This is a genomic window from Maritimibacter sp. UBA3975, from assembly GCF_002384975.1.
Lineage (GTDB): Bacteria > Pseudomonadota > Alphaproteobacteria > Rhodobacterales > Rhodobacteraceae > Maritimibacter.
This window is the reverse complement of the sequence record NZ_DGCP01000009.1, coordinates 223,367-249,623: the sequence shown is the minus strand read 5'-3', so window position 1 is coordinate 249,623 and position 26,257 is coordinate 223,367. Positions and strand designations below refer to the sequence as shown.

Below are 26,257 nucleotides of genomic sequence, written 5' to 3'. Positions count from 1 at the left end.
GCTCGACTAGAACTCCGCGATCCTGATCGAAATCACGACGATCATCCGGGAACGGCTTCCGAGCCGGGGCAGGGAGCTGTGACGGGCCGGGTGCGCGATCTCTGGAGGGGCCTGCGCGACACGCTCGCAGGCCGCGGACTCATCCGTGCGCTGGAACGGCATCGGCGCGCGGCGGGGGAACTGGACCATGCCGTGCGAGAGGTCCTGGGACATGAAACAGGCGATTATCCTCATCCTTCTCACCGTCCTCGCGCTTGAGGCAGGCTTCCTGCTTCTGGGCTTCGATCCGGTGGCCGAGATCGTCTATGGCGTCATCGCGTTGATGGCGGCGATGATCGCGGCAACCTTCCTGTGGCTTTGGCTGGAACGCACGACGCCGCTGGCTATCGGCATGGTGGTGAGCTGGTTCGGGCTCGCGTGTCTTGCGGCGTGGTGGTGGCTTTACAACCTGCTGGGCGCGCCGGTTTGGGCACAGACGCATCCCGCGATCTTCAGCGTGCTTGCGCTGCCCATCGTCGGGTCGATCCTGCATTTTGCGGTTATTCAAAGAAGCTTCGGATTCCACGGAATGCACTTCCTGTGGCCGATCTTCGCGGCGATCCTGGTGTCGGTCGCCGTCTACGTCACGGTGTGACGGATGCGGGTGAGGCCTTCTGGCCTCACCCGGAAACTCAGAACTTGTAGCCGACGCCGACCTTGAAGTCGGTCCGGTTGCGGTTCATGCCCGCGCCCATGACGCGCAGGACTTCGCCGCGCACCATGTAGTTGCCACCGAAAATGGCTTCACCGCCTACGCCGAAGTCATAGACGAAGCCGGCGCCACCGGACATGAAGCCCGTGCCGCCCTTGCCTTAGAGCATGAAGTTGTCGCTCATCGCGTAACCGGCGCGCGCGTTCAGCAGGCCCGTGACGGCCATGCCGGTCGGCGTGACGACGCTCGTGGCCCAGTCGTACTGCACCTCGGCTTCAGCGCCGAGGATAAAGCCGTTGCCGACCCCGTAGTTGTAGCCCGCCCAGACACCGACCGCGCCGTCGAGGCCGGTCCCGGCCGGCTTGGCGAAGTCGTTCTGGATGAAAGCGCCAGCGTAAAATCCTTCAAAGCCCTGTGCCGCAGCCGGGGTGGCAAACGCTACCGCCGTCACCGCGAGCGCGGCCGCCGTCGAAACATTCCAAATGGTACTGCCCATTTCGATCTCCTTAATCCGTGCTGTTCTGCACGCTCATATGTTTTTCGACACTATGCAGTCACAGCAGCGGACACGCAAAGAAAATGCGTTAATAAAATGGCGGTTCTCTGTCTCAGGGTTGTTTATTGGTTACAATTTCATCGCGAGACCGGCCCAAAAGTGGCCTTCGACGCCAAACTCGACGTCATTCTGCGGATTTTCTTCCAAGTCGGTCTGAGGAAGCCGCTCTGGGCTGCGGCTGGGAGTGTGTCCCAATGGTCGGGGATTCGACAACCCACGGGTGCGGGCCGCGACCGAGGGACGCTCTTTCGTTGAAAACAGCCCTTCTGGCACGACAGGCGTGTTCAAATCCTGACTCAAGCCAGCGTGCGGAGTGGCTGAGACCATGAGGGCGACAAGGATACAGGAAAGTCTGTTCATGGCGCGAGAATGCCATGAAAGCCGCGGCGGAGCCAGCCCGCCGCGGCGATACGTCCGTGATCAGAACGTGTAGGCGAGACCGGCCTTGGCGACATAGTTCGCCGGGCCGCCCGCGAAGGATTGGTAGCGGTCCATGCCGAGGCGGAGCGAGGCCCCGTTGCCCATGGCATATTCTGCGCCGGCGCCCAAGGTGTAGAGCGTCGTGCCGGTGGAATCGGCACCCGCGCCGACCTTACCGTAGAGCATGACCGGCGAGCCGAAGTCATAGCCCAGCCGCAGGTTACCGGTGTAGATGTTCGGATTGCCCATTGGGAAATAGGCATCCGCCTCGACACCGACGTAGCCGCCGGGGGAGAACTCGTACATGTAGCCCGCCTGCGCGCCGAAGCCGTAGGTGTTGGGACCGGAGAAGAAATCGCCGGAGCCGTAGGCGCCGAGGTAGAAGCCGTCGAAATCCTGCGCGCTCGCCGCCGTGGCGCCGAGGGCCAGGCCAAGCCCGAGGGCCGTTGTCTTGATGTAGCGGTTCATGTGACCTCCTAAGTCGTTGTCATTGGGCGGGTGCTCGGTCCCGCGTGTGGTCAACTGTCCCGACCGTTGTGCTAGCTCAATTCACGCAGCCACGCCGTGTTCCAACGCAGCAGTCACGACATTGGCAGCGTGTTGCCGGCTTGCGACGGGGCATGGGCGGGAGACCGCCGGTGACAAAAGCGCGACATGGGCGCACAGGCGATTGGCGCAGCGTGCGAAAAGGTCTAGAACCGGCGCATGATTGCAGAGCTTGGACATGTGGCACTGGTGCTCGCCTTCGGCGTGGCGATCGTGCAGATGGTGGTGCCTTTCGTGGGCGCTCAAAAGGGGTGGTCGGGCTGGATGGCGATGGCCGTCCCGGCGGCCTCGCTCCAGTTTCTCCTGATCGCGGCGGCCTTCGCCGCGCTCACCTATTCCTTCGTCACGTCGGATTTCTCGGTCCGGCTGGTCACGCTCAACTCCCACAGCGCGAAACCGATGCTTTACAAGGTGTCGGGCGTCTGGGGGAACCACGAGGGGTCCATGCTCCTGTGGGTGCTGATCGTGGCGCTGTTCGGCGCGATGGCGAGCTGGTTCGGGAGCGGCCTTCCGCCCCGGCTCAAGGCGCTGGCGCTGTCGGTGCAGGCCGCCATCGGCGTGGCTTTCCTCGCCTTCATCCTGTTCACCTCCAACCCGTTCCTGCGCCTCGCGCAGCCGCCCTTCGATGGACAGGACCTCAACCCGCTGTTGCAGGACCCCGGGCTCGCCTTCCACCCGCCGTTCCTTTACCTGGGCTACGTCGGGCTCTCGATGGCGTTCTCCTTCGCCGTCGCAGCCCTGATCGAAGGCCGGGTCGACGCGGCCTGGGCGCGCTGGGTGCGGCCCTGGACGCTCGCGGCCTGGATCTTCCTCACCATCGGCATCGCGCTCGGCTCCTGGTGGGCCTATTACGAGCTTGGCTGGGGCGGTTTCTGGTTCTGGGACCCGGTCGAGAACGCCTCGTTCATGCCGTGGCTCTTCGCCGCCGCGTTGCTCCATTCGGCCATTGTCGTGGAGAAACGCGAGGCGTTGAAAAGCTGGACGATCCTGCTTGCCATTCTGGCTTTCGGGTTCTCGCTGATCGGCACGTTCCTCGTGCGCTCGGGCGTCATCACTTCGGTCCATGCCTTCGCGAACGATCCGGAGCGGGGTGTCTTCATCCTGATGATCCTCGGCGTCTTCACGGGCGGTGCACTCACGCTCTATGCCTTCCGCGCTTCGACGATGGAGGCGAAGGGCGTCTTCGGCATGGTGAGCCGGGAATCGGCGCTGGTGTTCAACAATATCCTGCTCGCCGTGTCGTCCATCGTCGTCTTCATCGGGACGATCTGGCCGCTGGTGGCCGAGATGTTCTTCGACCGCAAGCTCTCGGTCGGGGCGCCGTTCTTCGAGGCCGCCTTCACTCCGTTTATGGTGGTTCTGGCCATCGCGCTGCCGTTCGGCGCGTTGATGCCGTGGAAACGGGCCAAAATCGGGCGGCTGATGCGCCCGCTGGTGCCTGCGCTCGTGCTGGCCGTGCTCGTGGCACTGCTTGCCTGGACGATGCAGACGGAGCGAACGATCCTTGGACCGGTGGGTTTCCTCCTCGGTGCATGGCTCGTGGGTGGCGCGGCAACGGACCTGTGGAGCCGGCTGGGCCGTGGGCCCATCGGCGGGCGCCTTGGCCGGATGGTCCGCCTGCCGCGCGCAGACTGGGGCCGGGTGACGGCCCATGCCGGGCTGGGCGTGGTGTTCATGGGTATCTCCGGGCTGATGGCCTGGCAGATCGAGGATATCCGCGTCGCGCAAAGCGCGGCCCCTTTCGAGGTCGCCGACCTGACCGTCACCATGAACGAGGTGCGCCAGGAGCAGGGGCCCAACTACCTGACTACCGTGGCCGATATCACGGTGCGCGGCGAGGACGGCAACGTGATCGCGTTGCTCCAGCCTGAAAAGCGGGTCTATCCGGTGCAGGCGATGCCAACGACGGAAGCCGCCATTCACAACGGGTTCTGGCGCGACATCTACGTCGTGATCGGGGACAAGCAGGATGGCGGCGGTTATGCCGTGCGGACCTTCATCAAGCCCTTCGCGAACTGGATCTGGGCGGGCTCGCTCATCATGGCGCTCGGCGGGCTTCTGAGTCTTTCGGACCGGCGCTACCGGGTCGCGGCCGGTGCGACACGCCGGACTGCTGTGCGTGGAGTGCCCGCGGAATGAAACGGCTCATCCTCGCCCTGATGATCCTGGCCGCCAGCCCGGCCCTTGCCGTGAACCCGGACGAGGTGCTGGATAATCCGGCGCTGGAAGCCCGCGCGCGCGATATCTCGGCCGGGCTGCGCTGCGTGGTCTGCCAGGGTGAGAACATCGACGAATCCAACGCGGACATTGCCCGCGACCTCCGGCTTCTCGTGCGCGAGCGACTGGTCGCGGGCGACACGAACGAAGAGGTGGTGGACTTCATTGTGGAGCGTTATGGCGAATACGTCCTGATGAAACCGACCACGGGCGGGGCCAACATCCTGCTCTGGGGTGCGGGCCCTGCGCTGTTCATCCTCGCGGCCCTAGGCGCGATGGTCTACCTGCGCCGCCGGTCGACATCCACGGGGCCGGGGTCCGATGGCCTGTCGAAGGACGAGCAGGCGCGGCTGGACGAACTCCTCGGAAAGTGAAGCGTCACGCGGATAGCGGACAGATTTCGCCCGGCTGACGGGGCGTTGCGCTTTCCATCCGCGAGCGACCGGCTAGTCTCCCCGCAAACGAGGAGGCGCGGATGGACTACGACACGATTCTTTATGACCTGACCGGCGGGATCGCCACGATCACGCTCGACCGGCCCGACCGGATGAACGCGCTGACCCCGCAGATGCGGGCGGAACTGGCCGACGCGCTCAAGCGGGCGTCGGAGGCTGCGCGGGTGATCGTTCTGACCGGCGCGGGGGCGGCGTTCTGTTCGGGCCAGGACCTTGGCGAAGGGACCACGGCGGCGGCCGTGGACCTTGAGCGTGTCTTGCGCGACGAATACGAGCCCATCATTCGCGCCATTGCCGAGGCGCCGGTGCCCGTGATGGCGGCGGTGAATGGCCCGGCCGCGGGCGCGGGTGCCAACCTCGCGCTGGCGGCGGACGTGGTGATCGCCGCGCGCTCGGCCTATTTCCTTCAGGCCTTCACACGGATCGGCCTGATGCCGGATGCGGGCGGGACATATGCGCTGCCGCGGCAGGTCGGGTTCGCCCGCGCAATGGGCGCCGCCCTGTTTGCCGACAAGATCGACGCCGATCAGGCCGCCGACTGGGGCATGATCTGGGAGGTGTTCGACGACGCCGTGTTCGAAGACGGCTGGCGGGACCGGGCGAGGCAGCTCGCCGATGGCCCAACGCAGGCCTACCGCGCGGTGAAGACGGCGATGCGGGCCTCGTTCGAGAACGACCTCGAGGCGCAGCTGTCGCTCGAGGCGCGGCTTCAGGGCAAATGCGGGACGACACGCGACTTCAAGGAAGGCGTCATGGCATTTCGCGAGAAACGAGCGGCCGCCTTCGAAGGGCGGTAGCGGGTTCGCGGCAGCTTACGGTCCCGCGACCCGTCGGGAGCCAGCCCCCAGACCCCCCGAAGGGTTTAAGAAGCAGAGACGGAATATGCGAAAGGCCGCCCGGTGGGGCGGCCTTCGTCATTTCGGCAGGTGCGGCGCCTAGCGCTTTTCGACATCCACGTAATCGCGCAGCGTGTCTCCGGTGTAGAGCTGGCGCGGGCGGCCGATTTTCTGTCCCGGATCGGTGAGCATTTCCTTCCACTGCGAAATCCACCCGACCGTGCGCGACAGCGCGAAGATCGGGGTGAACATGGCGGTCGGGAAGCCCATCGCCTCGAGGATGATGCCGGAATAGAAGTCGACGTTCGGAAACAGCTTCTTCTCGGTGAAGTAGGGGTCCTCCAGCGCCTGTTTTTCCAGTTCCTTGGCGACCTGAAGCGTCGGGTTGTCCTCGATCCCCAAGAGGTCGAGCACCTCGTCCGCGGACTGCTTCATCACCTTCGCGCGCGGGTCGAAGTTCTTGTAGACCCGGTGGCCGAAGCCCATCAGGCGGAAGGGGTCGTCCTTGTCCTTGGCGCGGGCAATGAATTCGGGGATGCGGTCGACCGAGCCGATCTCCTTGAGCATTTCGAGGCAGGCCTGGTTGGCGCCGCCGTGGGCCGGGCCCCAGAGGCAGGCGATACCGGCCGCGACGCAGGCGAAGGGGTTGGCCCCCGAGGAGCCGGCAAGGCGCACGGTCGAGGTCGAGGCGTTCTGCTCGTGATCGGCGTGCAGCGTGAAGATCCGGTCCATCGCGCGCGACAGGATCGGGTTCGGCATGTATTCCTCGGCCGGCACCGAGAAGCACATGTTGAGGAAGTTCGACGCGTAGTCGAGGTCGTTGCGCGGATACACGAAGGGCTGGCCGATCGTGTACTTGTAGGCCATCGCGGCAATGGTCGGCATCTTGGCGATCATGCGGATCGAGGCGACTTCGCGCTGCCACGGGTCCGCGATGTCGGTGGAGTCGTGGTAGAAGGCGGACATCGCGCCGACCACGCCGACCATGATCGCCATCGGGTGCGCATCGCGGCGGAAGCCCGAATAGAACTTGGTCATCTGCTCATGCACCATCGTGTGACGGGTCACGCGGTACTCGAAATCGTCGATCTCGGCCGCGGTGGGCAGGTGGCCGTAGAGCAGCAGGTAACAGACTTCGAGGAAGTGCGACTTCTCGGCCAGTTGGTCGATGGGATAGCCGCGGTGCAGCAGCTCGCCCTTTTCGCCGTCGATGAAGGTGATGGTCGAATCGCAGGAGGCGGTCGACGTGAAGCCGGGATCGTAGGTGAATACGCCGCCCTGAGCATACAGCTTGGTGATGTCGATCACGTCGGGGCCGGCGGTCGGTGTGTAGATCGGAAGCTCAAGTTCCTTGTCGCCGAATGTCAGCGTCGCCTTTCCAGTCTGATTCACCATACGTCCTATCCCTTCGTTGGGGCCCGCTTTGAGCAGGGCTGATTACTGGCTGGCCTCATTGAGGCGGGCGATCGTTTCGTCCCGCCCGAGGACCAGCATCATGTCGAAAACACTCGGGGTCGCCGTCCGACCGGCGAGCGCGGCCCGCAAAGGGGCGGCGAGCTTGCCGAACTTGATGCCGTGGGTCTCTGCCGATGCGTTGAGAATAGTCTCCAATTCGTCGCGGTTCCAGCTAGCAGTTTGCAGCTGCGGCGTCAATTCCGCCAGTATACCACGGGATACATCATCGAGGTTCGCCGCTGCCTTTTCCTCGCGCTCGATGGGGCGTTCGGTCAGGATAAAGTGCGATTTCTCAAGGAGTTGCGGCAGGGTCTTGGCGCCGGTTCGCGTGAAGGGAAGCGCCTCCATGAGCCCGCTGACCTGGCTTTCGGTCAGGTTCGGCTGCGACGTCGCGTCAAGGAAATCCTGCAGTTGCGAAATAAGGTCGGCGGGCTCGGTCATCGCGATGTGCTGGCCCGACACATGGTCGAGTTTCTTGAAGTCGAGACGGGCCGCGCCTTTGCCGATCCCGGTGATGCCGAACCACTCACGCGCCTGTTCGTCGGTGAACACCTCATCGTCGCCGTGGGACCAGCCGAGGCGGGCGAGGTAATTGCGCATCGCGGAGGCCGGGTAGCCGAGCGCGCGGTACTCCTCGACCCCCGCCGCGCCGTGGCGTTTGGACAGTTTCTTGCCGTCGGGCCCGTGAATCAGCGGGATATGGGCAAAGACCGGCACGTCCCATCCCATCGCGTCATAGACCATCTTCTGACGCGCGGCGTTGTTGAGGTGATCGTCACCCCGGATCACATGGGTCACGCCCATATCGTGATCGTCGACCACGACCGCGAGCATGTAGGTCGGCGAGCCGTCCGAGCGCAGGCAGATCATGTCGTCGAGCTGGTCGTTACCGAACCGCACGTCCCCCTGAACCGCGTCCGCGATCACCGTCTCGCCCTCGCGCGGGGCCTTCACGCGGATGACGTAGGGCGCATCCGGGTGGGTGGCCGGGTCCGCATCGCGCCACGGGGATTGGAACAGGGTCGATCGGCCCTCGGCGCGGGCGGCCTCGCGGAACGCCTCGATCTCCTCCTGCGTGGAGAAGCACTTGTAGGCGGTCCCGGCGGCGAGCATCGCTTCGGCCACCTCCACATGGCGCGAAGCGCGCTCGTACTGGCTGACCGCCTCACCGTCGTAATCCAGCCCAAGCCAGTCCATCGCGTCATAGATCGCCGCCGTCGCCTCGGGCGTGGAGCGGGCGCGGTCCGTGTCCTCGATGCGCAGCAGGAACTTGCCGCCGCGACCGCGGGCGTAGAGCCAGTTGAACAGCGCCGTGCGCGCACCGCCGATATGCAGGTAGCCGGTCGGAGAGGGTGCGAAACGGGTGACGACGGGGGTGTTGGACATGCGGGCGTTAACCTTTCGGAAACCAAGACAGGCGTAGCGTCGCGCGAGGGATAGACGGGACGGGGATGGAGGACAAGAGTGCCCTTGGTCATGGCCATCTCGGATCGGCTGGAGGAGCTGCGCGGGCGACTGATCCTTTTCGCCCCGGTGTTCCTCGGGATCGGTATCGGGGTCTATTTTCTGCTGCGCGCCGAGCCGGACCTGACCGGCTGGGCCGTGATCGGGAGCGGCGCGGTTTTGACGGCCGGTCTTGGCTGGTGGATCGGGCGCAGCGCTCTGGCCGGTTTCGGCCTTCCGTTCCTCGCGCTGGCGGCCGTGCTGGCGGGTCTGCTGATCGCCGGTGCGCGAACGGCATATGTTGCGGCCCCCGTGCTCGACTTTCGCTACTACGGGCCTGTCGAGGGGCGCGTCATCATCATTGACCGGAGCCAGTCGGACGCGGTGCGGCTGACGCTCGACCGGGTGCGGCTGGACGATGTCGCGCCGTGGAAAGTGCCGCGCCGGGTGCGGGTATCGCTGCACGGATCGCAAGGCTACCTTGACCCTGTGCCGGGGATGCGGATCGCTGTAACGGCCCATTTGTCAGGCCCCGAGGGACCGGTGGAGCCGGGCGGCTTCGACTTTCGGCGTATGTCGTGGTTTCGCGGAATCGGTGCGGTGGGCTATGCGCGCAAGCCCGCGCTGCCGCTGGCCCGGCCCGAGGCCGCGCTGCCGATTCACCGTCTCAGGGCCGCCATTTCCGAGGCGGTGCAGGCGGAGATACCGGGCGAAGCCGGGGCCTTTGCCGCCGCGATCACGACCGGAGACCGCTCCGCGATGGGGCGCGAAACGCTGGAGGCGCTCCGGGCCTCGAACCTCGCGCATCTTCTGGCGATTTCCGGGTTGCACATGGGGCTGCTCGTGGGCTTCGTGTTCGGATCCGTGCGGCTGGGCCTCGTCATGATTCCGGGTGTGGGGCCGTCGATGGACGTGCGCCGGATCGCGGCGGTGGTGGCGCTGGTGGCGGGGGCCTTTTACCTCGCGCTCTCGGGCGGGGCCGTATCGACCTCACGCGCCTTCGTCATGGTGGCGGTCATGCTCGTCGCGATCCTCGTGGGGCGGCGGGCGCTGACGCTCAGGGCCGTGGCCGTGGCGGCGCTCATCCTTCTGCTCATCAAGCCCGAGACGCTGGTGGAGGCGGGGTTCCAGATGTCCTTTGCCGCGACCACGGCGCTCGTCTTCGTCTTCGGGGCGTTCCGGCACGTCGAGACCCGCAGGTTGCCCGGCTGGGCCAAGCCCATCTTGGCCGTTGTCCTGTCGTCGCTGGTCGCCGGGCTTGCCACAGCCCCGTTTTCAGCGGCGATCTTCAACCGGGTCGCGCATTATGGGCTGATCGCCAACGTGGTCTCGGTGCCGGTGATGGGCGCGCTGGTGATGCCGCTGGCGGTGCTCGCGGCCCTGCTGTCGCCCGTTGGCCTGAGCTGGATCGCCCTCGACCTCATGCGCTGGCCGATCGAATGGATCCTGTGGGTGGCAAAGCGTGTGGCTGCCCTCGACGGCGCCGTGGGGCATGTGGTGGCGCCGCCGGCGGCAGTGATGCCGCTCGTCGCGCTCGGGGGCCTCGCGATCGTTCTGTTGCAGGGGGGCGGGCGCGGGGCCGGGGTTCTGGCGGTGGTTGCAGGGCTCGGGCTCTGGACTCAGGCCGAGCGGCCCCGGGTGTTGATCTCATCCTCCGGCGGACTGATCGGCGTGATGACTCCCGAGGGGCGCGCGCTCACCAAGCCGCGGGGCGAGGGGTTCGCGGCGCGCACCTGGCTTGAGAATGACGGCGATCCGGCAGACCAGGAGGCGGCGGCCGCGCGGCACCCCGAAGGCGGTGACGCGCGGTTCGCGCTGCCGGGGCTGGTGCTGGCGCAGGTGGCCGGGCGCGGGGCGGCGGATCGGCTGGCCGATGCCTGCCCTGGCGCGGATCTGGTGGTGTTCTCGGCCAAGCCGCTTGAGAGGTATCCGGCGGGTTGTTCGGTGCTCGACCGGAACATGTTGGCCCGCACCGGCCCCATCGCGATCCATGATGGGCCGGATGGCCCGCGCTTTGTCGCGACAGCCGAGACGACGGGGCTGCGCCCCTGGTCGGCAGCCTTCACGAAAAAGGCGCGGCGGGTGGCCCCCGTCGCGCCCGAACTTCCGTTTCTGGTGGCGGATCAGTAGCTGCGGATCAGCCCCACGAGCTTGCCCTGAACCTTGACCTGCCCCTGTGGCAGGATGCGCGTCTCGAACGCCGGGTTGGCGGCCTCCAGCGCGATCATCTCGCCCGCGCGGCGGAAGCGTTTCAGCGTCGCCTCGTAGCCATCGACCTGTGCCACGACGATGTCGCCGTTATCGGCATGGGAGGTTTCGCGGATGATAACGACGTCGCCGGAGTTGATCCCGGCATTGATCATGGAATCACCCTTCACCTCGAGCGCGTAATGCTTGCCCTGGCCGACCATCGAGCCGGGGACCGAGACGTGGCTCTGCCCATCCTCGATCGCCTCGATGGGCGTGCCGGCGGCGATACGGCCCAGAAGCGGCAGGTCCGTCGCGGAGCCTTCGAGCGGCATCGCCTGCGCCGGTCGGCTGTCCGGGCGGTCACCATCGATCACGCGCGGCTCGAACCCGGACTGGCCGGAGGGGTCCAGCGCCTCTGGCAGGCGCGTCACTTCGATGGCGCGGGCGCGGTGGGCGAGGCGGCGGATGTATCCGCGTTCCTCGAGCGCCGTGATGAGCCGGTGAATTCCTGACTTGGAGCGCAGTTGCAGCGCTTCCTTCATCTCGTCGAAGCTCGGGGGGACCCCGTCGCGCTGGATCCGCTTGTGGATGAATTCCAACAGGTCCAATTGCTTTTTCGTCAGCATTCCACGCCCTCCGGCTGCCCGTTATGTTCCATGACCGCACGGGTCTGTTCGGGTAAAGTTCTACCCGTGTTCCCGTTTCGTGTCAACGCTGTGCAATCAGAGCGGGAGATATTCGACCGTTTCGCCGGCCTTGCGCGTGGGGTCGTCGGGCGGGCGCACGATGAGCGCATTGGCCGTTGCGAGAACCGACAGAAGCGCGGAATCCTGCGTGCTCATGGCCGCGATCCCGTCGGGGGCAACAACGGCGCGCATATAGTGCTGACGCGGCCCGTTTGGCGCGAGGTCGGCTGTGAGCGTCGCGGTCTGCGTGGCCACCGGATCGCCGGGCAGGCCCAGCATGGCGCGCAGGGCGGGCAGGATGAACACCGTGCCGCACACCATTGCCGAGACCGGATTCCCCGGCAGTCCGACCATCAGTGCCTTGCCAAGCCGGCCCGCCATGAGCGGTTTGCCGGGGCGCATGGCGACCTTGTAGAACGCCTGTTCCATGCCGAGTTCGGCGGCCACGGGTCCGACGAGGTCGTGGTCCCCGACCGACGCCCCGCCGATGGTGACGACGAGATCGGCGCTGGCCGCAAGGCCGAAAACGAAGCGCAGGCTCTCGGCATTGTCGCGCGCGATGGGGAGGAGGCGGACGTTGGCACCCTCGGCCTCCAGCATCGCTTTCAGGCCGAAGGAATTGGAGGCGATGATCTGGTCCGGGCCGGGGTTTTCACCGGGCATGACCAGTTCGTCCCCCGTCGCGATCAGGGCGATGTCGGGTTTTTTCGCGACCGTGACCGCTGGCACGTTCATCGAGGCGATGAGCGCCACGTCGCGCGGGCTGAGGCGGCGGGGCGCGTCGACCGTATCGCCCACGCGGAAATCGTTGCCCGCCGGGCGGATGTTGGCCCCGTCCGACAGGTCGCGGTGGAGGGTGACAAGGTCGCCGGAGCGGTCGACGTCCTCCTGGATGATGACGCGGTCGGCGCCCTCGGGCACCGGGGCGCCGGTGAAGATGCGCACGCATTGTCCGGCACCGACACGGCCGGAAAACCGTTCACCCGCTTTGGCTTCGCCGATGACCTTGAACTGCGCTTCCGGATCGGCCTCGACGCTGTTGAGCGCATAGCCGTCCATCGCGGAGGCCGCGAAGGGCGGCTGGTCGCGGGTCGCGATGACGGGGGCCGCGAGGATGCGTCCGGCGGCCTTAGCCAGCGGCACGGTTTCGGTCCCGACCGGGCGCACCAGATCGAGGATGCGCGTGCGCGCCTCTTCAACTGAAATCACGACTTTGCCTCGTAAGTACCTGACTTTCCGCCGGTCTTTGCGAGAAGCTTGATCCCCTCGATCCGCATACCCTTCTCGGCGGCCTTGAGCATGTCATAGACCGTTAGCGCGGCGGTCGAGACGGCGGTGAGCGCCTCCATCTCCACCCCTGTCTGGCCGGAGGTCTTGACGGTCGCCGTGATGCGCACACCGGGCAGGTCGTCGTCGGGTTCGAGATCCAGCGACACCTTGGTCACGGGCAGCGGGTGGCAGAGCGGAATGAGATCCGCGGTCTTCTTGGCCCCCATGATCCCGGCCAGCCGCGCGATCCCCAGCACATCGCCCTTCTTCGCGGTGCCCTCTTTGACCAGAGCGAGCGTCGTGGGTTCCATGATAACGTGGCCCGTGGCAACGGCGGTGCGGTCGGTGACCTCTTTGGCGGACACATCGACCATGTGGGCCTGTCCCGCCGCGTCGAAATGGGTGAGCTTGCCGCTCATACCGGCACCGGATCCTTGAGCAGCGCGCGGGTCGCGGCCTCGACGTCGTCCTGCCGCATGAGGCTTTCCCCGATCAGGAAGGCGCGCGCCCCGACGCCGGCCATGTCTGCAAGGTCGGCAGGGGTGGAGAGGCCGGATTCGCAGACCAGAAGACGATCATCCGGGGCGAGCCTGGAAAGCTCGCGGGTCGTGTCCAGCGTCGTCTCGAATGTCTTGAGGTTGCGGTTGTTGATCCCCAGCAGCGGGGATTTCAGGGTTGTGGCACGCTCCAGTTCGTCGGCGTCATGCACCTCCACCAGCACGTCCATGCCCCATTCGAACGCGGCGGCCTCCAGCTCGGCGGCCTGTCCGTCGGTGACGCTCGCCATGATGATGAGGATGCAGTCGGCCCCGAGGGCGCGCGCTTCGACCACCTGATAGGTATCGTACATGAAATCCTTCCGCAGTGCAGGAAGCGTCGTCGCCGTACGGGCCGCGATCAGGAACGAGTCGTCGCCCTGAAAAGACGGCCCGTCCGTGAGCACCGACAGGCAGGTGGCGCCCCCGGCCTCATAAGCGCGGGCGAGCGCGGGCGGATCGAAATCGGCCCGGATCAGCCCCTTGGACGGCGAGGTCTTCTTCACTTCCGCGATGAGCCCGTATCCGGTATCGGCAGCCTGTTTCAGGCGCGTGGCGAAGCCGCGGGTCGGCAGGGCGTCGCGTGCGGCGGCCTCGACCTCGGGCAGCGGGCGCGCGGCCTTGCGCGCGGCCACGTCGTCGAGCTTGTAGGCCTTGATCTTGTCGAGCACGTTGGTCATGGCCCCGGTTTACGCAGGGCGCGGGACTTGGGCAAGTTGGTGTTGTCAAAATGTGTACGGCTTGCGCCGCACGCTCGTTTCCTTGTCGGGAAAGCTCAGGGCTCACCGAAGGGACTTGCTCTCGGGCGAGGCGGGGGGCAGGCTCGGGCGCGGAGGATTTGGCATGGATCGTTTCGACGACATTCCCGAAGTGGCGTTGGACTGGCATCGGGCCGGGAAGGGCGCCGTGCTGGCCACGGTCGTGCAGACCTGGGGCTCGGCCCCGCGCCCCGTGGGCAGCCAGCTTGCCGTGTCGGGCACCGGCGAGATCCAGGGATCGGTGTCGGGCGGCTGCGTCGAAGGCGCGGTCATCACCGAGGCGCTGGAGGCGGTCGAGGACGGCGAGTCGCGGCTTCTGACCTTCGGGGTGTCCGATGACGAGGCCTTCGCCGTCGGGCTGGCCTGCGGCGGCAAGATCCGGGTTCTGGTGGAGCCGGTGGGCAAGGCGGTGCCTGAGGCGCTGCTGGCGGACGTCGTCGAGAAGCGCGCGGCGCGGGTGCCGGTCGGCTATGTTGTGAACACGGACAGCTGGGAGCGGCGGCTTGTGGGCGCAGGCGATTTCCCCGACCGGTTCCGGGGCGACCGCTCGGGATTCGAAGACGACGTGGTGACCTTTGTCGGCATTCACAATCCGCCCTTGCGGATGATTATCGTGGGCGCGGTCCATATCGCGCAGGCGTTGGTGCCGATGGCGCGGCTCGCGGGCTACGACCCGCTTATCATCGACCCGCGCGGGGCCTTTGCGCAGGATCACCGCTTTCCCGGCGAGGACATCCGCGAGGACTACCCGGACGAGGTGCTTCCTGACGTCGGGCTGGATGCGCGCACGGCTGTGGTCACGCTTTCCCACGACCCCAAGATCGACGATCCGGCGATCGAGGCGGCGCTCGCCTCGGAGTGTTTCTATCTTGGCTCCCTCGGCTCCACGCGCACCCATGCGAAACGGGTGGAGCGGCTGACCGGGCGCGGCTTCACCGAGGCGCAGATCGGGCGCATCCACGCGCCTGTCGGGCTCGACATTGGCTCGCGTTCGCCCGCCGAGATCGCGGTCTCGGTCATGGCGCAGGTCACGCAGGCGCTGAGGCAGGGCTGATGGAATTCGGCGCCGTGCCTGTCGCCGAGGCCGAGGGCGCCGTGCTCGCCCATTCCGTCGCGTTGGAGAGCGGGCGGCTCAAGAAGGGCCGGCGGCTGGATGCGGCGGATATCACGGCGCTTCAGGCGGAGGGGCTGGCGCAGGTGACCATCGCGCGGCTTGGACCCGGTGACGTGGGCGAGGATGAGGCGGCGCGTCTGCTGGCCGAGGCGCTGATCGACGGTGCCGGGGGCCTCAGGCTGTCCGAACCTTTCACGGGACGGGTCAATATTCATGCGACGGGGATCGGGCTCGCGCGACTCGACGCGGCGCGGCTGAACGCGGCCAACGCGGTGGATGACATGGTGACGCTTGCGACCGTGCCGCCCTGGCACCGGATGGGTGAGGGGGGCATGGTCGGGACGGTCAAGGTCATCGCCTATGGCGCGCCGCGTGCCTCGGTCGAACGGGCGTCGGACCTTGCCCGCGGCGCAGTGAGACTGGCGCCGGTTGTGACTCCGGATGCGACGCTTATCGTCACGGATCATGAGGCGGGATCGGGCGAGGAGACCGGCAAGGGCTTCCGCGCGATCGAGGCGCGGCTCGATGCGCTAGGGATGCGGCTCGCGGCCACCCGGCGCGTGGGGCATATGACCGACGCTGTGGCAGAGGCTATTGCCGGGGCGGAGGGCGCGATGATCCTGATCCTCACAGCCTCGGCCACGTCCGACCCGCACGACGTGGGGCCGGAGGCATTGAGGCGGGCAGGCGGCAGCGTCACGCGCTTCGGGATGCCGGTCGATCCGGGCAATCTTCTGTTTTACGGCACGGCCGCGGACGGGCGCCCCGTGATCGGCCTTCCGGGCTGCGCCCGCTCGCCTGCGCTCAACGGCGCGGACTGGGTGCTGGAGCGGCTCGCAGCGGGCCATCCGCCCACATCTGGCGAGGTTGGCGCGATGGGCGTCGGCGGGCTGTTGAAGGAAAGCCCGGGGCGCAAGCAACCACGTTCGGGCGGCTAAGTCATGCAGGCATGGTCGCGAAAATGTGCAGCCGATATGCGCCGGGATAAAAAATTCCGGTTCTCAAGTCGCCGCAACGGTGTTCTAGTTACATGACAATAGGGAGGAAATCATGACTGACGTTACCATGACCATTAACGGTCGTGCCGTCTCCGGAGCCGTGGAAGGTCGAACCTTGCTTTCGACATTCCTGCGCGAGACGGCGGGTTTGACCGGCACCCACATCGGCTGCGACACCGCGCAATGCGGCGCCTGCACCGTCCATGTGAACGGGGCCTCGATGAAGAGCTGCACCGTCTTCGCACAGGAAGCCGACGGGGCCGAGGTCACGACGATCGAAGGCATGGCCAACGCTGATGGCTCGCTGAACACGATTCAGCAGGCGTTTCAGGATCATCACGGGCTCCAGTGCGGCTTCTGCACGCCGGGCATGGTGATGACCGCCGCCGCGCTGCTGAAAGAGAACCCGAAGCCCTCGGAAACCGAGGTGCGGGATTATCTCAAGGGCAACCTGTGCCGCTGCACGGGCTACCACAACATCGTCAAGGCGATCATGGCCGCGTCCGGACAGGACGTGAGCGCCATCGCCGCCGAATAAGCCGGCCTGCAAGCCAGCGACTATCAGGGAGGATAGACATGCCAGCAGATGGAGGTATCGGCGCATCCACAAAGCGCCGCGAGGACATCAGGTTCCTGAGCGGAACCGGACGTTACACGGACGATCTCAACCGGCCCGGTCAGGCCTATGTCTTTTTCCTGCGCTCGAACGTTGCGCACGGAAAGATCAAGTCGATCAACACCGATGACGCGGCCGCCATGCCGGGCGTTGCGCGCATCTTCACCGGCGCCGATTTCGAAGGCGTGGGCGGCATCCCCTGCGGGTGGCAGGTGACCGACAAGCACGGCCAGCCGATGCAGGAGCCGGCCCACCCGGTTCTGGCGCAGGGCAAGGTGCGCCATGTGGGCGATCCCATCGCCGCGGTGGTGGCCGACACGGCCGAACAGGCGCGCGACGCTGCCGAGGCGATCGAGGTCGATATCGAAGACCTGCCCGCCGTGATCGACATGAAGAAGGCGGTCGAGGAGGGCGCGCCCAAGGTGCATGACGACCTCACCTCGAACCTCTGCTATGACTGGGGCTTCGTCGAAGAGAACAAGGACGCGGTGGAGCAGGCGTTTCAGGACGCGGCCCATGTCACAACGCTGGAACTCGTCAACAACCGCCTGATCGCCAACCCGATGGAACCCCGCGTGGCCATCGGCGATTACGACCCGGCGGGCGATATGTCGACGCTCTACACAACCTCGCAGAACCCGCATGTGATCCGGCTCCTGATGGGGGCCTTCGTGCTGGGCATTCCCGAGCACAAGCTGCGGGTCGTGTCCCCGGATGTGGGCGGCGGCTTCGGCACCAAGATCTTCCACTACGCGGAGGAAGCGTTCTGCACCTTCGCAGCCAGGGCGCTCAAGCGCCCGGTCAAGTGGACGTCGTCGCGCTCCGAGGCGTTCATGTCGGATGCCCACGGTCGCGACCATGTGTCGACCATCCAGCTTGCACTGGACGCGGACAACAACTTCACCGCGCTGCGGACCGACACCTATGCGAACATGGGGGCCTATCTCTCCACCTTCGCGCCGTCGGTGCCGACGTGGCTGCATGGCGTTCTGATGGCCGGCAACTACAAGACGCCGCTCATCTATGTGAACGTGAAGGCGGTCTTCACCAATACCGTGCCGGTGGACGCCTATCGCGGTGCCGGGCGGCCGGAGGCGACCTACCAACTCGAACGCGTCATCGACAAGGCGGCGCGCGAGCTGGGCGTCGATCCCATCGCGCTGCGTCGCCAGAACTTCATCACCGAGTTCCCCTATGCGACCCCGGTTGCGGTGGAATACGACACCGGCGATTACCACGCGACGATGGACAAGCTCGAAGAGATCGCGGACCTCTCAGGCTTCGAGGCTCGTCTGGCCGAGTCCAAGTCGCGCGGCAAGCTGCGCGGGCTGGGCGTCAACTGCTATATCGAGGCCTGCGGCATCGCGCCGTCGAACCTCGTCGGGCAGCTCGGCGCGCGTGCGGGTCTGTATGAATCCGCGACGGTGCGTGTGAATGCCACCGGCGGGCTTGTCGTGATGACCGGGTCGCACAGCCACGGGCAGGGGCATGAGACCGCCTTCCCGCAGGTGATCGCGGAAATGATCGGGATCGACGCTTCGATGGTCGAGATCGTCCACGGCGACACCGCCAACGCCCCGATGGGCATGGGCACCTACGGCTCGCGCTCGCTCGCCGTCGGCGGCTCGGCGATGGTCCGGGCGACCGAGAAGATCATCGCCAAGGCCAAGAAGATCGCGGCCCACCTGCTCGAAGCCTCGGAAGGGGATATCGAGCTCAAGGATGGCGCGTTCTCGGTGGCGGGCACCGACAAGTCGGTGGCCTGGGGCGACGTGACGCTCGCGGCCTACGTCCCGCACAACTACCCGCTCGAGGACATCGAGCCGGGGCTGGAGGAGACGGCGTTCTACGATCCGAACAACTTCACCTATCCCTCGGGCGCCTATGCCTGTGAGGTGGAGGTCGATCCGGACACCGGCAAGGCCACGATCGAACGGTTCGCGGCGGCCGACGACTTCGGCAACATCGTGAACCCGATGATCGTCGATGGTCAGGTTCACGGCGGGATCGCGCAGGGCATCGGTCAGGCGCTGCTCGAAGGCTGCGTCTATGACGAGGATGGTCAGCTTCTGACCGGCTCCTACATGGACTATGCCATGCCCCGTGCCGATGACGTGCCGTATTACCACGTCGACCATTCCTGCCAGACCCCGTGCACCCACAACCCCCTCGGGGTGAAAGGCTGCGGCGAGGCGGGCGCGATCGGCTCGCCACCGGCGGTGGTCAACGCCGTGGTCGATGCGCTTCAGCGCAACGGATCGTCCATCACCCACATCGACATGCCGCTCAGCCCGTCCCGGGTCTGGGCCGCGATGACCCAGTAAGGAGACTGCGCCATGTATGATTTCGAACTGACACGGCCCACCTCGCTGGCCGATGCGATCAAGGCGCTGGGGGAGGAGGACGCACAGCCCCTCTCGGGCGGGCAGACGCTCGTCCCGACCCTGCGCCAACGGCTTGCCATGCCCTCAACCCTCGTGTCGCTCACCGGCATCGAAGAGCTGAAGGGCATCAAGAACGAAGGCGGCACGCTCACCATCGGCGGGGCCACCTGCCATGCCGATGTGGCGCGCGACGGGACCTATCCGGCCCTGTCCGAGCTCGCTGGCCTGATCGGGGACCCGCATGTCCGCAACCGGGGCACCATCGGCGGCTCGATCGCCAACAACGACCCCTCGGCCTGCTACCCGGCCGCCGCGCTCGGGTCCGGGGCGACCATCGTCACGAACAACCGTGAGGTCGCTGCGGACGACTTCTTCACCGGCATGTTCGAGACCGCTCTGGACGAGGGCGAGATCGTGACCGGCGTGAAATTCCCGGTGCCCGAGAAGGCCGCCTATGTGAAGTTCGAGCAACCCGCTTCGCGCTTCGCTCTCGTCGGCGTCTTCGTATCCAAGGGGGCCGATGGCGTGCGCGTCGCGGTCACCGGCGCCTCCGAGGGCGGCGTGTTCCGCTGGAGCGAGGCGGAGGACGCGCTGTCGTCCAACTTCTCGCCCGATGCGCTGGACGGGCTGTCCGTCCCGGCGGACGGGATGATCGGCGACATGCACGGCTCGCCCGCGTACCGGGCTCACCTCGTGGGTGTTCTGACGAAGCGGGCGGTGGCCAAGGCCGGCTGATCCGTCCGATCGAAGAAAAATGAAGGGCCGCGCTTCCACCCGGAGCGCGGCCCTTTTCGTGCGGCCGGAAAAATCTCCGTGAATCAGCGGCTTATCGCCGACACCCCGCCTTTGTGACGTGGCGTGTGAGGAACCCGGCACCCTCCGTCTGCGTTACTGGCCCAACACATGACTTCCTGAGGGAAAGAAACGGAGATCACTCAATGCTGAAGAACGCCATGAAATCCACCTCGGTGGTGGCGCTGTGCACCGCGCTGATGACGCCCCCGGTGCTGGCCCAGAACGCCGACGAGAACCTTGAAGAATGCGGCGTCACAGGGCCGTTCCCCTGCGTGCTGGAAGACGGCACCAAGATCGAGAACGCGATGGAGCTTGCCTCCGAGACCCTGATGCCGGGCAACGACGAGGGTGAAGAACAGGCCGAGACCGCCCCGCAGGCACCCGAAACGCCGGCCGAGCCGGAAACGCCCGCCGACCCGAATGCACCGGGCGAAAAAGTTGCCGAAGACACTCCGGCGGCTGACGCCCAAGGCGAAGCCGACGCGCAGGTCGAGGCGACGGTAGACGCCGAAACCGATGACTCCGGCGTTGTGGAGGACGTGGCGGAAGGCACGATGGAAGCCGGCGAACAGGCGGGCGAGGCGATGGCCGAGACCGCGGAAGATGCCAGTGAAGCTGCCGAAGACACCACCCAGGCTGCCGAACAGACAGCCGAAGACGCGGGTGAGATGGCCGAGGAACAGGCTGCCGAGGCCGGCGATGCTGCCGAAGAAACCGGCAACGCTGTCAGCGACGCCGTGAGCGATACTGTCGAGGCAGGCCGTGAAGCGGTCGAAGACCTTGCTGACGCCGTGACGGGTGGCGACGACGCGGAAGCCGAGGCGACCGCAGAGGCCGAAGCTGAAGCCGAGGCAGACGCGGAAGCGACGGCCGAAGCCGAAACGGACGCGCAAGCCGAGTCTGAGACCACTGCCGAGGCCGACGCTGAAGCGGAAGCTGAAGCCGAAACGGACGCGACGGCCCAGGCCGATGCGGATACCGAGGCGACGTCGGACGAGGACGAGCTGGCCGACGCGCTGGAAGAGGCGGAAGGCGACGCGTCTGCCGAGGCGACGGCCGAAGCCAACGCCGAAGCCGAAGCGGGCGACGAAGAGATGACCGCCGGTGAGCGCATCGAGGAAAACACCGATGCCGAAACCGCGCAGGCTCCGTCCGCGCCGGAAGAGCCGATGGAAGACGAAGCTCCCGAAGCGGCGGCCGCTGCCGAAGGCGACGGTGACACGACTGTCGAGGAAGACATGGCCTCGGACGAAGATGTCGTCGTTGAAGAAGTGACCGAGGAAACCGCGCGCTCGTCGAACGAAGAGTTTGAAACCGAGGCCACGGTGACCGAAGAAGCTTCGGCCCAGACGAACAACACCGGCAATCAGAACAACTCCGGCCTGAACCGCGACCTGACCGATTTCGAGAAGCTGGTCCTCGCCGGGCTTGGCGGTGTGGCCGTCGGCACCATCCTCGCCAATGGCAAGGAAATCGTGTCGAACTCTGGTGACCGGATCGTCGTGCAGCGTGAGGACGGCACTTACGAAGTCCTCAAGAACGACGACCAGATCCTGCGCCAGCCGGGCGTTGTCGTCTCCACCAAGAACTACGATGACGGGTCCACCCGCACCGTGGTCGAGCGCCAGAACGGCGTGCGCATCGTGACCATCCGCGCAGCCGACGGCACGGTCCTCAAACGGACCCGCGTGCTCCAGAACGGCGACCGCTATGTGCTGTTCGACGATACGCAGCAGGCCCAGCCGGTGAGCCAGGAGGACGTAGCCGATTACGAGCCGATCGACGACATCAGGACATCGACTTCGGACGAACGGGCCCTGCGCCAGGCGCTCATGGCCTCGATGGATCGCGACCCGGGCCGCAGCTACTCGCTGCGTCAGGTGCGCCAGTTCTCGGGTGTGCGGGACCTCGCCCCCGTGATCGAGGTGGACGCGATCACCTTCGACACCGGGTCGTCGACGATCCGTGCGGGTCAGGCGGAAGAACTGTCCGCACTCGGTCAGGCGATCCGCGAAGTGATCGAAGAGCGCCCGGGCGCCGTGTTCCTCATCGAGGGCCACACGGACGCCGTGGGCGGCGCAGCCTACAACCTCGCGCTCTCCGACCGTCGCGCCGAAAGCGTGGCGCTGGCACTGACCGAATACTTCGACGTGCCGCCGGAGAACATGATTACGCAAGGTTACGGCGAGAGCGAATTGAAGATCGTGACGTCGGATGCGGAGCGCGCCAACCGTCGCGCGAATGTCCGCAACATCACGCCGCTGCTTCAATAAGCGATTGAAAAGATATGGAATCGGGCGCGGGGGTTTGATCCCCGCGCCCTTTTTCTGCGTAATGAGGTAAAGTGGTTCCAGACAGAGAGGTACGCCAGATGGCCAAGGACGAAGTCCCCATCATCGCCGCCAAATCCCCCGTCGAGGTCGAGCTGGAGGAGGGCAAGGAATACTACTGGTGCCGCTGCGGCCGCTCGCAGAACCAGCCGTTCTGCGATGGCTCCCACAAGGGAACGGGGTTCACGCCGGTGGGCTTCACCGCCAAGGAAACGGGCACGGCCACGCTGTGCCGGTGCAAGGCGACGGGGGATCAGCCCTACTGTGATGGGACCCATTCCACGCTGGACGACGACCTCGAACCGGGCGACCCCTCGCCGGTGAACGAGGGCGACGGCCCGCCCAAGGCCGAGGCCACACCCGAAGAGCCGACGGTCGAACGCATCCACAAGCTCGCACGCGAAGGAATGTCCGGCCCTCATGGCACCGTCGATGCGATGGGCGTGCCGCGCAAGGACCTGCCGGCCTGGGACGATATCCTGCTCCTGCCCGCGCAGGTGGCGCGCAAGCCGCTGATGGACGATGCCGACGTGGCGACCGGCGTGACCATCGGGCCGCGCGCCGACAAGCCGCTCGCCCTCGACATTCCGCTGTTCGTCACCGACATGAGCTTCGGTGCGCTATCGCCCGAGGCCAAGATTTCGCTCGCCCGCGGCGCCGAGATGGCGCGGACGGGCATCTGCTCGGGCGAGGGCGGCATGTTGCCCGAGGAGCAGGAAGCCAATTCGCGCTACTTCTACGAATACGCCTCCGCAGGGTTCGGCTGGTCGCCGGATATCGCCGAGAGGGTGCAGGCCTTCCACTTCAAGGGCGGGCAGGCGGCCAAGACCGGCACGGGCGGCCACCTCCCGGCGTCCAAGATCACCGACAAGATCGCCGAGGTGCGCGGGCTGGAGAAGGGGCAGGACGCCGTGTCGCCCGCCACCTTCCCGGATCTGCACACGCCCGAGGATTTCGCCAAGATGGCCGATGAGGTTCGCGAGCGGTCGGGGGGCATTCCGATCGGGTTCAAGCTGTCGGCCAACCATATCGAGGATGACATCGACTTCGCGCTCGCCGCCGGGGCCGACTACATCATCCTCGACGGGCGCGGGGGCGGCACTGGCGCGGCGCCCCTGATCTTCCGCGACCACATCTCGATCCCGACGATCCCGGCGCTGGCCCGGGCGCGCGCGCATCTCGACCGGCGCACGGGGCGCGAGGTGTCGCTGGTCATCACCGGCGGGCTCAGGGTGCCCGAGGATTTCGTCAAGGCGCTGGCGCTCGGCGCGGATGCCATCGCGCTTGGAAATTCCGCGATTCAGGCGGTGGGCTGCGTGGGAGCGCGGATCTGCCACACGAACAACTGCCCGACCGGGGTCGCTACCCAGAAACCAGAGCTGCGCAAGCGGCTGGACGTCGAGGCCGCCTCAAAGCGGCTCGCGCGATTCTTCGGGGCGTCGACCGAACTGATGCAGGTGATGGCGCGGGCCTGCGGCCACGGGGCGCTGTCGGACTTCGCGCCGCGCGACGTGACCACCTGGAAACGCGAGATGGCCGATCTGACGCGCATTCGCTACGCGGGGCTCGCGGGCGAGGCCGAGTGAAAACGAAAAGGCCCTGCCGCATTGGCAGGGCCTTTGGCATCCGTCACATGTGACGCGACTACTTGGTGACCGGACCGATCATCATGATCATCTGGCGGCCTTCCATCTTGGGCATGTTCTCGACCTTGCCGATTTCCTTGGTGTCCTCGGCCACGCGTTCCAGCAGTTCCCGCCCGAGGTTCTGGTGCGCCATCTCGCGCCCCCGGAACCTCAGCGTCACCTTCACCTTGTCGCCGTTTTCAAGGAACTTCTGCACGTTGCGCATCTTGACGTCGTAGTCGTGGATGTCGGTGTTCGGGCGGAACTTGACCTCCTTGACCTCGATGGTCTTCTGCTTCTTGCGTGCCTCGGATTCCCGCTTCTGCTGTTCATACTTGAACTTGCCGAAATCCATGATCTTGCAGACGGGCGGTGTGGCGTTCGGCGAAATCTCGACAAGGTCGAGCCCGACTTGCGCGGCGAGCTCCATGCCGCGTTCGGGCGTCACGACGCCGACGTTTTCGCCTTCGGCACCAATCAGTCGGATCTCAGGGACCCTGATCTTTTCGTTCACTCGGGGGCCGGTATCGCGCGTTGGCGGCGCGTTGTGGGGTCTGCGGGCTATGGTCTAATTCCTTCGTTCGTTTACGGGAAGTTCGGGGCTGAAACGTAAAGGCGGCAAAGGGGGCTTTCAAGCCGTTATCTGCTTGGAGCGCCCTGTTTTGCCTGTTCTCTTGACGATTTCCGCCGCGCACCCCTTATCATGGAGGGCCGCCACCTTTGGCGGTCTTTTGGGAGGGCATCACATGGGCCGTGGGATCATCGCGTTAATCGTCGTCGCTGTGCTGGCTGTCGGGGGCTATGTCCTCCTGTCGCCGGACGAGGAAGCGACAGGGATGCGCGACGCGGTATCGGATGCCGCCGAGGACGCGCAGGAGGCGGCGGGCGAAGCCGTGGAGCAAGTCACCGGTGACACGCCGGAGCCGGATGAGACCCCGCCGTCGGCGGCCGAGGAAGCCGCGAACGCGGCGCGTGAGGCGGCCGGCGCCGAGACCGACGGTGAGCGGACGCAGGAGATGGTCGACGGCGTGGCCGAGAGCCTGCGCTCGATGGCCAACGAGGCCGCGGAAGATGCCGAAGAAGCGGCAGGTCAAGCGGAGGACGCGGCGGAGGCCGCCGTGGACGCCGCAGGAGACTCGGCAGAGGTGGCGAGCGAAGCTGCCGAGGATGCGGGTGCCGCCGTCGAGGACGCCGGGGCCGCGCTGGCCGAGACCGTCGAAGCCGCCGAAGAGGCCGCAGAGCAGGCCGCGGCGGCGGCCGCGACGGCCGAGGCTGCCGCAGAGGGCGCCACCGATACCGCGCAGGCCGCCGCTGAAGGGGCCGCGTCGTTGGCCGAGGACGCCGCCGAAACGGCGCGCGAGGCCGCCGACCGGGCCGAGGATGCTGCCGAGGAAGGCGCAGCGCGCGCCGCGCGGGAAGCTGAAGAGGCCGCCCTCAACGCCGCTCAGGCCGCGAACCGCGCCGCTGAAACCGCGCGCAGCGTCGCGGGCGATCCCCCGACGCTGGAAGACTACCTGACCCGTGAAGGGTTCAATGCGGACGCGCTGAAACTGGTCGTGGCCCGCAGCGATCTGGACGAGGTGCAGAAAGCCTCGCTCACGGCCAAGCTGGAGGCCGCCGCCCGCGACGAGACGCTGATCGACGCGGTTATCAGCGAGCTGGACGAGGCGCTCGACCCGTAAAAAGAAAAGCCGCCGCAAGGGGTTGCGGCGGCTTTCCGATGTCTTGCCTCAACAAGGATCAGTCGAGGAAAGCCTTTTCGACAACGTAGTGCTTGGGGTCCGAATTCGCCCCTTCCTCAAGCCCGTAGCCTTCGAGCATTTCCTTGAGTTCGAGGTTGAAGGCGAGGTTGCCGCAGATCATCGCGCGGTCGGTCTCAGGATTGAGCGGCTCGACCCCGAGGTCGGCGAACGCCTCGCCCGAGCGCATGAGGTCGGTGATCCGTCCCATCTTGACGCTCTCTTCGCGGGTCGTCGTCGGGTAGTATTTCAGCTTGGCGAGGTTCTCTTCCCCGATCAGCTCGGCCAGCAGTTCGTCGCTCTTGATCTGTTCGATCATCTCGGCACCATAGACCAGCTCGCCCGCCTCGCGGCAGGTGTGAGTGATGATGACCTCGTCATAATCCTCATAGGTCTGTGGATCACGCAGGAGCGAGGCGAACGGGGCGAACCCCGTGCCGGTGGCGAAGAACCAGATCCGCTTGCCGGGCAGCAGCGCGTCATGGACGAGCGTGCCGACGGGCTTGGGCCGCAGGATGATCTCGTCGCCCGGCTGGATGTGCTGAAGTTTCGAGGTCAGCGGGCCGTCCTGCACCTTGATCGAATAGAACTCCAGCTC

Annotated in this window: 25 protein-coding genes; 13 read left to right on the top strand and 12 right to left on the bottom strand. The window is 66.3% G+C overall.

Annotated elements, in window-relative coordinates:
* Positions 1 to 6: 6 nt before the first annotated feature.
* Complete coding sequence (locus B2585_RS06180) at positions 7 to 213, bottom strand: hypothetical protein (protein ID WP_292021090.1); 207 nt, start codon at positions 211 to 213, stop codon at positions 7 to 9.
* Here B2585_RS06180 and B2585_RS06175 point away from each other — a divergent pair.
* Complete coding sequence (locus B2585_RS06175; protein ID WP_292021089.1) at positions 212 to 634, top strand: hypothetical protein; 423 nt, start codon at positions 212 to 214, stop codon at positions 632 to 634. The genes B2585_RS06180 and B2585_RS06175 overlap by 2 nt on opposite strands.
* A 37-nt stretch (positions 635 to 671) precedes the next feature.
* Here B2585_RS06175 and B2585_RS06170 read toward each other — a convergent pair whose 3' ends face one another.
* The 3 genes from B2585_RS06170 to B2585_RS06160 all read right to left on the bottom strand — a co-directional run bounded on the left by B2585_RS06170 (position 672) and on the right by B2585_RS06160 (position 2,135).
* Positions 672 to 830, bottom strand: a complete 159-nt coding sequence (locus B2585_RS06170; RefSeq protein WP_292021087.1) for a hypothetical protein — start codon at positions 828 to 830, stop codon at positions 672 to 674.
* Between the two features lie 21 nt (positions 831 to 851).
* Entirely contained in the window at positions 852 to 1,187 is a 336-nt protein-coding gene (locus B2585_RS06165) for a hypothetical protein (protein ID WP_292021086.1), read from the bottom strand.
* A gap of 480 nt (positions 1,188 to 1,667) precedes the next feature.
* Positions 1,668 to 2,135, bottom strand: coding sequence for an outer membrane protein (locus tag B2585_RS06160; RefSeq protein ID WP_292021084.1), 468 nt, complete (start codon positions 2,133 to 2,135; stop codon positions 1,668 to 1,670).
* Between the two features lie 237 nt (positions 2,136 to 2,372).
* Here B2585_RS06160 and B2585_RS06155 point away from each other — a divergent pair, with 237 nt between their 5' ends.
* The 3 genes from B2585_RS06155 to B2585_RS06145 all read left to right on the top strand — a co-directional run bounded on the left by B2585_RS06155 (position 2,373) and on the right by B2585_RS06145 (position 5,682).
* Positions 2,373 to 4,352 (top strand): heme lyase CcmF/NrfE family subunit, encoded by a 1,980-nt coding sequence (locus tag B2585_RS06155; RefSeq protein ID WP_292021083.1) that lies wholly within the window; start codon positions 2,373 to 2,375, stop codon positions 4,350 to 4,352.
* Positions 4,349 to 4,804 carry a cytochrome c-type biogenesis protein gene (locus B2585_RS06150; protein ID WP_292021081.1) on the top strand — a complete coding sequence of 152 codons (456 nt, stop codon included), beginning with the start codon at positions 4,349 to 4,351 and terminating at the stop codon, positions 4,802 to 4,804. Before B2585_RS06155 ends, B2585_RS06150 begins: the two co-directional genes overlap by 4 nt.
* 101 nt (positions 4,805 to 4,905) lie before the next feature.
* Complete coding sequence (locus tag B2585_RS06145) at positions 4,906 to 5,682, top strand: enoyl-CoA hydratase-related protein (RefSeq protein ID WP_292021079.1); 777 nt, start codon at positions 4,906 to 4,908, stop codon at positions 5,680 to 5,682.
* Between the two features lie 138 nt (positions 5,683 to 5,820).
* Here the strand turns inward: B2585_RS06145 and gltA are convergent, their stop codons facing one another.
* Positions 5,821 to 7,116, bottom strand: coding sequence for a citrate synthase (gltA, locus tag B2585_RS06140; protein ID WP_292021078.1), 1,296 nt, complete (start codon positions 7,114 to 7,116; stop codon positions 5,821 to 5,823).
* Between the two features lie 42 nt (positions 7,117 to 7,158).
* Entirely contained in the window at positions 7,159 to 8,562 is a 1,404-nt protein-coding gene (gene gltX / locus B2585_RS06135) for a glutamate--tRNA ligase (RefSeq protein WP_292021076.1), read from the bottom strand.
* Positions 8,563 to 8,652: 90 nt separating this feature from the next.
* On the opposite strand from gltX, the gene B2585_RS06130 reads away from it, so the two are divergent.
* Entirely contained in the window at positions 8,653 to 10,749 is a 2,097-nt protein-coding gene (locus B2585_RS06130; RefSeq protein WP_292021074.1) for a ComEC/Rec2 family competence protein, read from the top strand.
* Here the strand turns inward: B2585_RS06130 and lexA are convergent.
* The 4 genes from lexA to trpC all read right to left on the bottom strand — a co-directional run bounded on the left by lexA (position 10,743) and on the right by trpC (position 13,980).
* Positions 10,743 to 11,435, bottom strand: coding sequence for a transcriptional repressor LexA (lexA, locus tag B2585_RS06125; RefSeq protein ID WP_292021072.1), 693 nt, complete (start codon positions 11,433 to 11,435; stop codon positions 10,743 to 10,745). The genes B2585_RS06130 and lexA overlap by 7 nt on opposite strands.
* 96 nt (positions 11,436 to 11,531) lie before the next feature.
* Positions 11,532 to 12,704, bottom strand: a complete 1,173-nt coding sequence (gene glp / locus B2585_RS06120; RefSeq protein WP_292021071.1) for a gephyrin-like molybdotransferase Glp — start codon at positions 12,702 to 12,704, stop codon at positions 11,532 to 11,534.
* Entirely contained in the window at positions 12,701 to 13,183 is a 483-nt protein-coding gene (gene moaC / locus B2585_RS06115; RefSeq protein ID WP_292021069.1) for a cyclic pyranopterin monophosphate synthase MoaC, read from the bottom strand. The genes glp and moaC overlap by 4 nt, the downstream gene beginning before the upstream one ends.
* On the bottom strand, positions 13,180 to 13,980 hold the full coding sequence (gene trpC / locus B2585_RS06110) for an indole-3-glycerol phosphate synthase TrpC (RefSeq protein WP_292021067.1): 801 nt from the start codon (positions 13,978 to 13,980) through the stop codon (positions 13,180 to 13,182). The genes moaC and trpC overlap by 4 nt, the downstream gene beginning before the upstream one ends.
* Before the next feature lie 163 nt (positions 13,981 to 14,143).
* Between trpC and B2585_RS06105 the strand changes: the two genes are divergently transcribed.
* The 7 genes from B2585_RS06105 to B2585_RS06075 all read left to right on the top strand — a co-directional run bounded on the left by B2585_RS06105 (position 14,144) and on the right by B2585_RS06075 (position 23,881).
* The gene (locus tag B2585_RS06105; RefSeq protein WP_292021065.1) at positions 14,144 to 15,112 is read left to right on the top strand and encodes an XdhC family protein; all 969 of its coding nucleotides are present in this window, start codon (positions 14,144 to 14,146) and stop codon (positions 15,110 to 15,112) included.
* Positions 15,112 to 16,110, top strand: coding sequence for a molybdopterin-binding protein (locus tag B2585_RS06100; RefSeq protein WP_292021062.1), 999 nt, complete (start codon positions 15,112 to 15,114; stop codon positions 16,108 to 16,110). Before B2585_RS06105 ends, B2585_RS06100 begins: the two co-directional genes overlap by 1 nt.
* A gap of 112 nt (positions 16,111 to 16,222) precedes the next feature.
* Positions 16,223 to 16,708: a (2Fe-2S)-binding protein gene (locus B2585_RS06095; protein WP_292021061.1), complete on the top strand. Its 486-nt coding sequence runs from the start codon at positions 16,223 to 16,225 to the stop codon at positions 16,706 to 16,708.
* 38 nt (positions 16,709 to 16,746) lie between these two features.
* On the top strand, positions 16,747 to 19,110 hold the full coding sequence (locus B2585_RS06090) for a xanthine dehydrogenase family protein molybdopterin-binding subunit (RefSeq protein ID WP_292021059.1): 2,364 nt from the start codon (positions 16,747 to 16,749) through the stop codon (positions 19,108 to 19,110).
* A gap of 12 nt (positions 19,111 to 19,122) precedes the next feature.
* Entirely contained in the window at positions 19,123 to 19,905 is a 783-nt protein-coding gene (locus B2585_RS06085; RefSeq protein WP_292021057.1) for an FAD binding domain-containing protein, read from the top strand.
* Positions 19,906 to 20,108: 203 nt separating this feature from the next.
* Positions 20,109 to 22,238, top strand: a complete 2,130-nt coding sequence (locus B2585_RS06080; RefSeq protein WP_292021056.1) for an OmpA family protein — start codon at positions 20,109 to 20,111, stop codon at positions 22,236 to 22,238.
* A 98-nt stretch (positions 22,239 to 22,336) separates the two neighbouring features.
* Positions 22,337 to 23,881, top strand: a complete 1,545-nt coding sequence (locus B2585_RS06075; RefSeq protein WP_292021055.1) for a glutamate synthase-related protein — start codon at positions 22,337 to 22,339, stop codon at positions 23,879 to 23,881.
* A 58-nt stretch (positions 23,882 to 23,939) separates the two neighbouring features.
* Here the strand turns inward: B2585_RS06075 and infC are convergent, their stop codons facing one another.
* On the bottom strand, positions 23,940 to 24,485 hold the full coding sequence (infC, locus tag B2585_RS06070; RefSeq protein WP_349678302.1) for a translation initiation factor IF-3: 546 nt from the start codon (positions 24,483 to 24,485) through the stop codon (positions 23,940 to 23,942).
* Positions 24,486 to 24,666: 181 nt separating this feature from the next.
* On the opposite strand from infC, the gene B2585_RS06065 reads away from it, so the two are divergent.
* Positions 24,667 to 25,602 (top strand): hypothetical protein, encoded by a 936-nt coding sequence (locus tag B2585_RS06065; protein WP_292021051.1) that lies wholly within the window; start codon positions 24,667 to 24,669, stop codon positions 25,600 to 25,602.
* 58 nt (positions 25,603 to 25,660) lie between these two features.
* Here B2585_RS06065 and B2585_RS06060 read toward each other — a convergent pair.
* On the bottom strand, positions 25,661 to 26,257 hold a 597-nt coding region (locus tag B2585_RS06060), incomplete at its 5' end, for a ferredoxin--NADP reductase (RefSeq protein ID WP_292021049.1).

Bases quoted from the DNA above. Each gene is read 5' to 3' on its own strand.
- B2585_RS06175 (WP_292021089.1), top strand. From the start codon at position 212: ATGAAACAGGCGATTATCCTCATCCTTCTCACCGTCCTCGCGCTTGAG.
- B2585_RS06180 (WP_292021090.1), bottom strand. From the start codon at position 213: ATGTCCCAGGACCTCTCGCACGGCATGGTCCAGTTCCCCCGCCGCGCG.
- B2585_RS06170 (WP_292021087.1), bottom strand. From the start codon at position 830: ATGTCCGGTGGCGCCGGCTTCGTCTATGACTTCGGCGTAGGCGGTGAA.
- B2585_RS06165 (WP_292021086.1), bottom strand. From the start codon at position 1,187: ATGGGCAGTACCATTTGGAATGTTTCGACGGCGGCCGCGCTCGCGGTG.
- B2585_RS06160 (WP_292021084.1), bottom strand. From the start codon at position 2,135: ATGAACCGCTACATCAAGACAACGGCCCTCGGGCTTGGCCTGGCCCTC.
- B2585_RS06155 (WP_292021083.1), top strand. From the start codon at position 2,373: ATGATTGCAGAGCTTGGACATGTGGCACTGGTGCTCGCCTTCGGCGTG.
- B2585_RS06150 (WP_292021081.1), top strand. From the start codon at position 4,349: ATGAAACGGCTCATCCTCGCCCTGATGATCCTGGCCGCCAGCCCGGCC.
- B2585_RS06145 (WP_292021079.1), top strand. From the start codon at position 4,906: ATGGACTACGACACGATTCTTTATGACCTGACCGGCGGGATCGCCACG.
- gltA (WP_292021078.1), bottom strand. From the start codon at position 7,116: ATGGTGAATCAGACTGGAAAGGCGACGCTGACATTCGGCGACAAGGAA.
- gltX (WP_292021076.1), bottom strand. From the start codon at position 8,562: ATGTCCAACACCCCCGTCGTCACCCGTTTCGCACCCTCTCCGACCGGC.
- B2585_RS06130 (WP_292021074.1), top strand. From the start codon at position 8,653: ATGGCCATCTCGGATCGGCTGGAGGAGCTGCGCGGGCGACTGATCCTT.
- lexA (WP_292021072.1), bottom strand. From the start codon at position 11,435: ATGCTGACGAAAAAGCAATTGGACCTGTTGGAATTCATCCACAAGCGG.
- moaC (WP_292021069.1), bottom strand. From the start codon at position 13,183: ATGAGCGGCAAGCTCACCCATTTCGACGCGGCGGGACAGGCCCACATG.
- trpC (WP_292021067.1), bottom strand. From the start codon at position 13,980: ATGACCAACGTGCTCGACAAGATCAAGGCCTACAAGCTCGACGACGTG.
- B2585_RS06105 (WP_292021065.1), top strand. From the start codon at position 14,144: ATGGATCGTTTCGACGACATTCCCGAAGTGGCGTTGGACTGGCATCGG.
- B2585_RS06100 (WP_292021062.1), top strand. From the start codon at position 15,112: ATGGAATTCGGCGCCGTGCCTGTCGCCGAGGCCGAGGGCGCCGTGCTC.
- B2585_RS06095 (WP_292021061.1), top strand. From the start codon at position 16,223: ATGACTGACGTTACCATGACCATTAACGGTCGTGCCGTCTCCGGAGCC.
- B2585_RS06090 (WP_292021059.1), top strand. From the start codon at position 16,747: ATGCCAGCAGATGGAGGTATCGGCGCATCCACAAAGCGCCGCGAGGAC.
- B2585_RS06085 (WP_292021057.1), top strand. From the start codon at position 19,123: ATGTATGATTTCGAACTGACACGGCCCACCTCGCTGGCCGATGCGATC.
- B2585_RS06080 (WP_292021056.1), top strand. From the start codon at position 20,109: ATGCTGAAGAACGCCATGAAATCCACCTCGGTGGTGGCGCTGTGCACC.
- B2585_RS06075 (WP_292021055.1), top strand. From the start codon at position 22,337: ATGGCCAAGGACGAAGTCCCCATCATCGCCGCCAAATCCCCCGTCGAG.
- B2585_RS06065 (WP_292021051.1), top strand. From the start codon at position 24,667: ATGGGCCGTGGGATCATCGCGTTAATCGTCGTCGCTGTGCTGGCTGTC.